General features: G+C 47.1%; 7 protein-coding genes. 1 reads left to right on the top strand and 6 read right to left on the bottom strand.

Annotated elements, in window-relative coordinates; translation table 11 throughout:
- Positions 1 to 40: 40 nt before the first annotated feature.
- The 6 genes from fni to HMPREF2926_RS05670 form a co-directional block, all read right to left on the bottom strand.
- Entirely contained in the window at positions 41 to 1,045 is a 1,005-nt protein-coding gene (fni, locus tag HMPREF2926_RS05695; RefSeq protein ID WP_070586828.1) for a type 2 isopentenyl-diphosphate Delta-isomerase, read from the bottom strand.
- The gene (locus HMPREF2926_RS05690; RefSeq protein ID WP_070586827.1) at positions 1,042 to 2,049 is read right to left on the bottom strand and encodes a phosphomevalonate kinase; all 1,008 of its coding nucleotides are present in this window, start codon (positions 2,047 to 2,049) and stop codon (positions 1,042 to 1,044) included. The genes fni and HMPREF2926_RS05690 overlap by 4 nt, the downstream gene beginning before the upstream one ends.
- Complete coding sequence (gene mvaD / locus HMPREF2926_RS05685; RefSeq protein ID WP_070586825.1) at positions 2,039 to 2,989, bottom strand: diphosphomevalonate decarboxylase; 951 nt, start codon at positions 2,987 to 2,989, stop codon at positions 2,039 to 2,041. Before mvaD ends, HMPREF2926_RS05690 begins: the two co-directional genes overlap by 11 nt.
- Complete coding sequence (gene mvk, locus HMPREF2926_RS05680) at positions 2,971 to 3,849, bottom strand: mevalonate kinase (protein WP_070587397.1); 879 nt, start codon at positions 3,847 to 3,849, stop codon at positions 2,971 to 2,973. The genes mvaD and mvk overlap by 19 nt, the downstream gene beginning before the upstream one ends.
- Positions 3,850 to 3,997: 148 nt before the next feature.
- Positions 3,998 to 4,939, bottom strand: a complete 942-nt coding sequence (locus HMPREF2926_RS05675) for a serine hydrolase domain-containing protein (protein WP_070587395.1) — start codon at positions 4,937 to 4,939, stop codon at positions 3,998 to 4,000.
- Between the two features lie 10 nt (positions 4,940 to 4,949).
- A complete protein-coding gene (locus HMPREF2926_RS05670) occupies positions 4,950 to 5,717 on the bottom strand; it encodes a CppA N-terminal domain-containing protein (RefSeq protein WP_070586823.1) in 768 nt (255 codons plus the stop codon).
- A gap of 211 nt (positions 5,718 to 5,928) precedes the next feature.
- Here HMPREF2926_RS05670 and HMPREF2926_RS05665 point away from each other — a divergent pair, with 211 nt between their 5' ends.
- Entirely contained in the window at positions 5,929 to 8,217 is a 2,289-nt protein-coding gene (locus tag HMPREF2926_RS05665) for a Xaa-Pro dipeptidyl-peptidase (protein ID WP_070586822.1), read from the top strand.
- The last annotated feature ends 16 nt before the right edge of the window (positions 8,218 to 8,233 follow it).

Raw genomic sequence — 8,233 nt, 5'->3', positions numbered from 1 at the left:
TCCGTACTCACCTAAGGAAAGTTTCTAAAATGATTTTTCTTCATTTTTTCTGTTGATTCGCTTGCCACAATTTTCCATAGAGGAGATAGTCGACTTCACGGAGCTCTTTCAGGTTCTGACAACCGAGCGCACAAAGGAGCAATCTGAGGTCTTCTTTCCATCCTTGGACAAGGACGATCACTTCTTCAATGCTCTTAGTCTCTACCATCTCAAGAAAAACGCGGGAAAGTCCTACGCCACGTGCTCCAAGGACCAAGGCCTTGACCATATCAAGGGGATGACGGATGCCCCCACTTGCTAGGACCTCAACCTGATCTATCTGATCCTGTAACTGTAAGAGACACTGCGCAGTTGACTGTCCCCAATCATCCAGATAAGCGCGATTGCCACCACGACGATTCTCAATATAGGCAAAACTAGTACCACCACGTCCAGAAATATCAACGGTTTTAATCCCAGCCTCTAGCGCTGCCTGAACTGTTTTGGGATCCATACCAAAGCCAACTTCCTTCAGGACTACAGGCACTGGAAAGCCCTGCCCATAGCTCTTGAGATGGTCTTTCCAAGTGTGGAAAATCCGCTCCCCTTCGGGCATGAGCAACTCTTGCATCAGATTCACATGGACTTGAAGAAAGAGAGGGTGTAGCTCTTCCACTGTTCGTAAGCCCAAATCAGGCTCTTTATCGATGCCAATATTGGTTGCTAAAAGAAGAAGAGGATGGTCTTTTTTGACCGCATACGATTGATCGCTCGGATCCTTCAGCCCTGCACTGTAAGAGCCAGTCACAAAGAGAATCCCACAAGCTTCGGCTACTGCTGCCAACTTTTGATTGATCTCTTTAGCCCGTTTACTCCCGCCTGTCATGGCATTGATATAAAAAGGAACCTCCCAATCACGCCCTGCGAAATGGGTTGTCAAATCAATCTCCGCTAGATCCACAAGGGGGAGGGATCGGTGAATCAGCTCGATCTCATCAAAGCTATTATAGGAGGAGCTTTGCTCCAAGGCATAGCGAATATGCTGGTCTTTTCGATTTTCGCTCACGAATCTCCCATCCTTTCTTGGTAAATGACTTCAATATTCTTTTCCTTCCAGCGGTCTATCAAGGTCTGAGTCTCAACTGGGTCAAAACTAAGGGCGATTCCACAGTCGCCTCCTCCAGCACCACTGGATTTGGCACAGGCAGAAAGGCCCTCTGTCGCTTTTTGCAAAACTTTCAGAGCTGGGGTATAGATCAAAGGGTTCAAAGACTTTAGGTTCTGATCCGCACGTTTGATACTGGTCTCAATTTCTTTTTGGTTCCCTTCACGGAGGCCTTTTTCAAGATTCTTCACTGCTCTCTGGCTCTCCTGAAGAAAATCTTCCTTGATCGCCCCCTTGACCTGGCGGATCAAATCACTTGAAATCGCTGGTTCCTTGGTCCAACCAACCAGAAAATCATAAGAGATGGCTGGCTGGATCGAGCAGATCTGGTAGTCCCAATCCAGGTCTAAAACTTGTGAAAGAGGCTGAGAAGTCAAGACTTCATGCAACCAAGCCCGATCAAAGGATTGGTAATAAATCAAGTCCTCGTAAGCGATACAAGCCAAATCGCCCATGGAACCATTGTCCCCTCTTTGCACCAAGACTACTGCTGCTAGTCGAAAGAGCAGGTCCGGATGTAGGTCTAGTTCATACAGAGCGGCCATGGCCTTGATCACGAGCAAGACCACACTTCCGCTGGAACCAATCCCATACTTTTTCCCCTCTTCGCCCAGTGTTCCTCTAAGGTGAAGATCAAACGGTTTAGGGGCTATCCCCTGATCTTTCAGCCACTCTTCCATGAGCTGAATGGTCTCTTGAATCAAGACGTAGTCCTTATTTGGGGTTAAATCCACCTGGTAACCAAAGAGATCTGAGGCTAACTGGTAAGCTGTTGCTTCTTGGATGGTAGCTGATAGATAAATGGGGATAAACTGAATCACTGCCCCATAGCCAGGTGTTAGCACCGCGTATTCTCCAGCTAGATAGAGCTTGCCTCCAGTCTGTACCTGATACTTAGTCTTCATCTTGAGGGTCCTTTGTCTTAGATACGATGGTCCGATAGCGGGCATCAAATAAAGGCACCAGCTGATCCAAGTCTTCTTCTAAACAGAGAACCTTAACGTTTGGCCCTGCATCCATAGTAAAGTAACAAGCATGGCCTGCAACGCGAAGCTCACGGACAAATTCCATAGCTTTGTGGCTTTCTTCTGTCAAGTAGCTAAAGGCTGGAGTGGCTGTTCTAGTCGTCGCATGCATAGCAAGGGCATTGCGCTCTGTCAGCTGACCGACCTGTTCAAAATCATTGCCGGCTAGATAGCCCAGCATGTCCTTGTAATCTTGCCGAGACTCTTCGATCCATTCTTTGAAATTAGTCGAAGTCTCCATGCAGCGTTTCATCCCTTCCCGGCTGGAAACGGGCTTTTGCTTGTCATTGAGGACCAACATGATCATTGCTAATTTCAGGTCTGTCTTGACCTTATAAATTTCTCCACTTTCTTTGTCCCAGGCTGCTAAGGGACCAAATAAAGACCGTGAAGAAGAACCCGAAGCAAACTTGGCCTTTTGAGCTAATTCCTCCTGGCTCAAGCCCAAATCATAGTACTGATTGCAAGCCTTGACGAGAGCAGAGAGCCCGCTCGAGCTAGAGGACAAGCCTGCTGCGGTTGGCATGTTGTTGCTGGTATCCACCCGAACAAATCCCGCTTCATTTACTGGCTTCAAGCCATCAATCACAGCTCCAATTTTGGCTTGCTCAGCTGGATTTTGGAATTCCCCATCGATGTAAAATTCATGCGCAGTCGCATCTGCTGGCAAGGGAGAGAGACTCGTCTCTGTATACATATTCTCTAAGGTCAACGAAATCGAACTGGTCGAAGGGACCATCTGTTTGGCATCTTCTTTTCCCCAGTATTTGATAATCGCGATATTGGCATAGGACTTAGCCTTTACAGGTTTTCGATCCATGTATGGTGCGCTCCTTCTTTTTCTAATGCATGGGCAATGGTTGCTGCTTCACGAGAATCCTTGACGAGGGCAATCACACAGCCACCAAGACCGCCTCCGCTCATTTTAGCGCCTAAGGCCCCATTTTCAAGGGCAACGGCGACCAGGTGGTCTGCTTTTTCACAGCTGACACCTACGGCTCTCAAGTGCTCATGGCAAGTAGTCAAAGCCTGTCCTAGGTTCGTTAGATCATTCATTTTCAGAGCCTCTTCTACCTGCTGGGTCAACTGACCAATCTCATGGAAATGGGACAAAACTTCCTGCCCCCTGGCTTCAACCTTTTGAATCGCCTCACGGGTATTGCCGTGAATCCCCGTATCTGCAATTACCAAGCTAGCTTTTATACCCAGCTCCAGCGGGTAAAAGCCGACATTCCGTATGAATTTAATGGCTTGATCACTCAAACAAGTCTTGGCATCGAGCCCACTTGGATTCATATGGGCAATGGTTTCTGCTCGATTGACCAGGATTTCCAAGGTCTCATCGTCCAGCTCCTCTTGATAATAGTCAAAGACTGCACGAATAGCTGCGATACTCACCGCTGCAGATGATCCCATCCCCCGTTTTTCCGGCACCATGGACTGAATGCGACAGCGAATCCGGGCCTCGCGAATCCCGAGGTGCTCAAGAGACGCAAAAACTGCCATGGACAAGGTGTCATCTTCAAACAAAATCCATGGACTGTCTGCTGGGACGATCTGGCAGATCACTTCGATATGATGGAGTGGCAAAGCAATAGCCGGATAACCATAAACCACCGCATGCTCTCCAATTAAGATAATTTTACTATGCGCCCTTCCGACGCCTATCTCTTTGTTCATATTCATCTCGCTCTATTAAGGTCATTACTATTTTAATATAAATCAGCCAAAAAAGCGATGCTTTTGAAGGAAATCCAACCTAAGACGGAGTTGAGTTTTATCTGACAGATAGCAAAGGGCTAGGATCCATCATCCTAGCCTTCCATTTCTATTTTTCACATTCTTGTTTGATTAGGTCCATCAAGGAGTTGCGGTCCAGGATCCATTGGGCCCGTTCGTCCTTCTCATAGGTCCGGTTGGACAAAAAGATCACAGCTTCCTGCCTCTTTCGATTGTACATGATGAAGGTTCCTGTATAGCCCGTATGATCCAACCAGTCCACCTCTAGATTCCATCCAAGAGCGCGGGTCTTGCCCTCTTCACGCGCAAAATTCTGAGACAAGTCTCGCGCAAAATCATCCTTCAGATAATGCTCTAAGAAGCGCTCTAGATCAGCAACAGTTGAAAAAAGTCCAGCACTTCCCGCATGACGGCCCAGAACTCTCGCTTTGGGATCATGGACACTTCCAGAAGCCACTCCACGGACCGTTGGCACCGCCTTTTCGACCGGTCCAAACCGTGTCTCCGTCATCTTCCAAGGTGTAAAGATCAGCTCTTCAAATAAGCGATCCAAGGGCTGGTGAAACCTGTCTTCTAACCAAAAGGCCAGCAGAAGAAAATTGACGTCAGTGTAATGAAAACTCTTGTCTTCTTTTAACTGCAAATTTTCAAGGGCTGTTTTCAACTGTCTCGCATCCAATTGATCCCGATTGGGGATAAAAGGATCGAGACCAGAAGTATGGGTCAAGAGTTCCCGGATGGTCGTCTTGTCATGAGCAAAACGTGGGTAAAGCTCTTTAAAGGGGCGATCGAGCGGAAGCTCTCCTTTCGCATACAAAAAGGCACAGATGGTAGCGACTCCGACGACCTTGCTGACACTGGCCAAATCATAGACCAGATCAGCCACTACGGGCTCTCCTTTTTCAGGATCCGCAAGTCCTAGATAGTGCTCACTCCATTGACCCTTGCGGTAAAGCGCAAGAGAGGCACCTGGATAGATGCCTTCTTGGATTTGTTCGGTAATTTTTTCGATGATTGCCTTCACGCTCATCACTCCATTCTTATTCTTCATAAGAAATATGGACCTGATCTTGATTGGCTTCAAACCAGAGTTCGATCTGGCTCAGATCCTTGGCAATCAAGAAAGTTCCCTTACGGTGCACAAAATCGACAGTTTCTCCTAAGCTTTCTTTCAGAACTTCCACATCAAAAGGTGCCAATTCGACCTTGATCATGCTCAAATCCCAGGTCACCTTGTTCTCCACTTGGAGATCTTCTCCTTGGGCTTCCTGCAAATGGATAAAGCGGGCAAGATCTGGTAAGCTGCTATAGAACTTCTCAGCCTCAGCAAAATCGGCCACATTAACCTCAAGAAAGTCCACATCAAAGCTCGTCAAACCTTTGAAATCTTCTGGCACGTCAACAAGAGGCGCTTTCTCCAAAGGTTCTAGGCTTTCAAGATTTTCTTCAGCATGCACGAAAATGGTATCTCCTTGAGGAGACACAACTTCAAAGGCGCGACCATTAGCTCCTTGGTAAAGGGCGCTTGTTTCTGGCTGGCGGGCCAACAAATAATCAATTTCTTGAGCTTGTGCCACTTTCACCACGATGCGACCCAATTTCTTTGGACCTTCGACCTTACGCGAACGCATACTCGGTGACTCTTCTAAGACGATTTTTTCTACTTTTGAGGCATCTCCTAAAGATAGGAGAGCTCCTTCTTCCACTAATACTTTCATTCCCAATGTCTCTTCATAAAAGCGTTGATTGACATTTCGGTTATTCACTTTCAAGACTGGGATCACTCTTACGATCTGATTTGCTGTCATACTTTCCTCCAAGCACTTTTTATTGTAAAAGATTTTCTGGCTTTTTACAAGAAATTTTGCGCAGATTTATGAAAAACTCTATCGACAAACGCTTTCCCTATTTTCTTTAGACAATCCCTTTTTGATTCAGTATAATAGAAATTGGAACGATGACAGCGCTGATGCGACTGCTCACTCAATTCGAGATGTGAACAAGATAGGAGAATCCACCATGAAATTTAATCAATTTAGCTATATCCCTACAGCCAATGACACGATGAAGGAAGAGTTGGCTCTTTTGGGCTTTAGCTTCCAAGAAGAGAGCGATCCGAAAAAAATGTTGGAAGCCTTTGTCCGCCAAGTTTCTTTCCAATATAAGGACACAGACTATGCCTTATCGACTCTTGTGGCAGATAAAGAAACCGATTTGCTGGCTTTTTTCAACTCTGAAAAACCCTTAAGAGAAGATGTTTTTTATACAGTTGCCTTCCAATTACTGGGCTTTAGTTTTTTTGTCGACTTTGATGATAGTGAAGTCTTTCGCAAGGAGACGGCTTTCCCCATCATATATGGCTCTCTCCTAGAAAACCTCTACCAACTCCTGAACACTCGCACCAAACGAGGCAATATCTTGATCGATCAGTTGGTCAGCGATGGTTTGATTCCTGAGACCAACCAGTATCACTATTTTAATGGCAAGAGCCTCGCGACCTTTACAAGCCATGATGCTATCCGTGAGGTCGTTTATGTCGAAAGCCGGGTCGATACCGACAAGGATGGCCTGCCAGACTTGGTCAAGGTCAGCATCATCCGTCCTCGCTATGAAGGCAAGATTCCAGCTGTAATGACCGCAAGTCCTTACCACCAAGGAACTAACGACAAGGCCAGCGACAAGGCCCTCTACAATATGAATGTCGACCTGGAAGTCAAAGAATCTCATACCATTCAACTAGAAGAACCTCAATTAACAGTAGTCGAACCTGTCGGTCAAGCTGAAGAGGTGGAGGAGGCCGAAGAGCTCCTAACCCATATCAACTCTAGCTATACCCTCAATGACTACCTGCTTCCACGCGGCTACGCTAATCTCTACGTATCTGGAGTGGGGACAAAAGATTCGCAAGGGCTGATGACCAATGGAAATTACCAACAAATCGAAGCCTACAAGAACGTCATCGACTGGCTCAATGGCCGTTGCCGGGCCTTTACAGATCATACACGCAAGCGCCAGGTCAAAGCTGATTGGTCTAATGGAAAGGTCGCAACCACCGGGATCTCTTACCTTGGAACCATGTCTAACGGCCTTGCGACCACAGGCGTGGATGGTCTGGAAGTCATCATTGCAGAGGCTGGGATCTCTTCTTGGTACAACTATTACCGCGAAAATGGTCTCGTGACAAGTCCTGGCGGCTATCCAGGCGAAGATTTTGATTCCCTTGCCGAATTGACCTATTCACGCAACCTTCTAGGTGGAGATTATTTACACCACAATGCGGCCCACCAAGCCGATCTTGATCGCGTCAAAAAAGAGCTGGACCGCGCTTCTGGGGACTACAACCAATTCTGGCACGACCGCAATTATCTCTTAAACGCAAATCGGGTCAAGGCAGAGGTGGTCTTTACCCATGGCTCCCAAGACTGGAACGTCAAACCGCTTCACGTCTTTAACATGTTCCAAGCCCTTCCAGCAAGCATCAAGAAACACCTCTTCTACCACAATGGTGCCCATGTCTACCTCAACAACTGGCAGTCCATTGACTTCCGTGAGAGCATGAACGCCCTCCTCTCTAAAAAATTGCTGGGCTACGATTCAAGCTATGAGTTGCCAACTATCATTTGGCAGGACAATACAGGAGAACAAAGTTGGACTTCCTTGGATGATTTTGGCAACCAAACAAGTCAGCGGACCTTCCTACTCGGAGATGGTGAAAAAGTCATCCAAAACCGCTACGAGACAAAAGATTACGAGCGCTATGGCAAGGCTTATCCGACCTTCTTAAGCGATCTCTATCAAGACAAGGCCCAGCAGGTGACCATCGATCTTCCAATAGAAGAAGACCTGCACCTCAACGGGAAAGCTCGCCTTCACCTACGGGTCCAATCAAGCACCAATAAAGGCCTTCTCTCAGCCCAACTCTTAGAGCTTGGAAGCAAGAAATACCTCCAACCCTATCCTGCAGTCTTATCGGTCCGTACACTGGATAACGGTCGCTACCATATGCTAGACAACTTGACCGAGTTGCCATTCAAGGAAGCGGGCCAACGGGTCATTTCGAAAGGTTATCTCAACCTCCAAAACCGGCATGACCTCTTAGAGGTTGAGGCCGTAACACCAGGCGAGTGGATGGAATTTGACTTTGATCTCCAACCAACCATCTACAAGCTCGAAAAAGGTGCAACTCTTCGCTTGGTCCTCTACACGACGGACTTTGAAATCACTGTGCGTGATCAAACCGATTACCAACTCACCATTGACTTAGCACAATCAAGCCTCCATCTTCCTGAAATGACAGAGGCCCACTAATCGTGGTATCAAGGCT

Origin of the sequence: Streptococcus sp. HMSC078D09 (assembly GCF_001813675.1) — a bacterium.
In the GTDB taxonomy this organism is placed as follows: Bacteria; Bacillota; Bacilli; order Lactobacillales; family Streptococcaceae; genus Streptococcus.
This window is presented reverse-complemented; position numbering and strand designations above follow the sequence as displayed.

Bases quoted from the DNA above. Each gene is read 5' to 3' on its own strand.
- mvaD (WP_070586825.1), bottom strand. From the start codon at position 2,989: ATGGATCGAAAACCTGTAAAGGCTAAGTCCTATGCCAATATCGCGATT.
- HMPREF2926_RS05690 (WP_070586827.1), bottom strand. From the start codon at position 2,049: ATGAAGACTAAGTATCAGGTACAGACTGGAGGCAAGCTCTATCTAGCT.
- HMPREF2926_RS05675 (WP_070587395.1), bottom strand. From the start codon at position 4,939: ATGAGCGTGAAGGCAATCATCGAAAAAATTACCGAACAAATCCAAGAA.
- HMPREF2926_RS05670 (WP_070586823.1), bottom strand. From the start codon at position 5,717: ATGACAGCAAATCAGATCGTAAGAGTGATCCCAGTCTTGAAAGTGAAT.
- HMPREF2926_RS05665 (WP_070586822.1), top strand. From the start codon at position 5,929: ATGAAATTTAATCAATTTAGCTATATCCCTACAGCCAATGACACGATG.
- mvk (WP_070587397.1), bottom strand. From the start codon at position 3,849: ATGAACAAAGAGATAGGCGTCGGAAGGGCGCATAGTAAAATTATCTTA.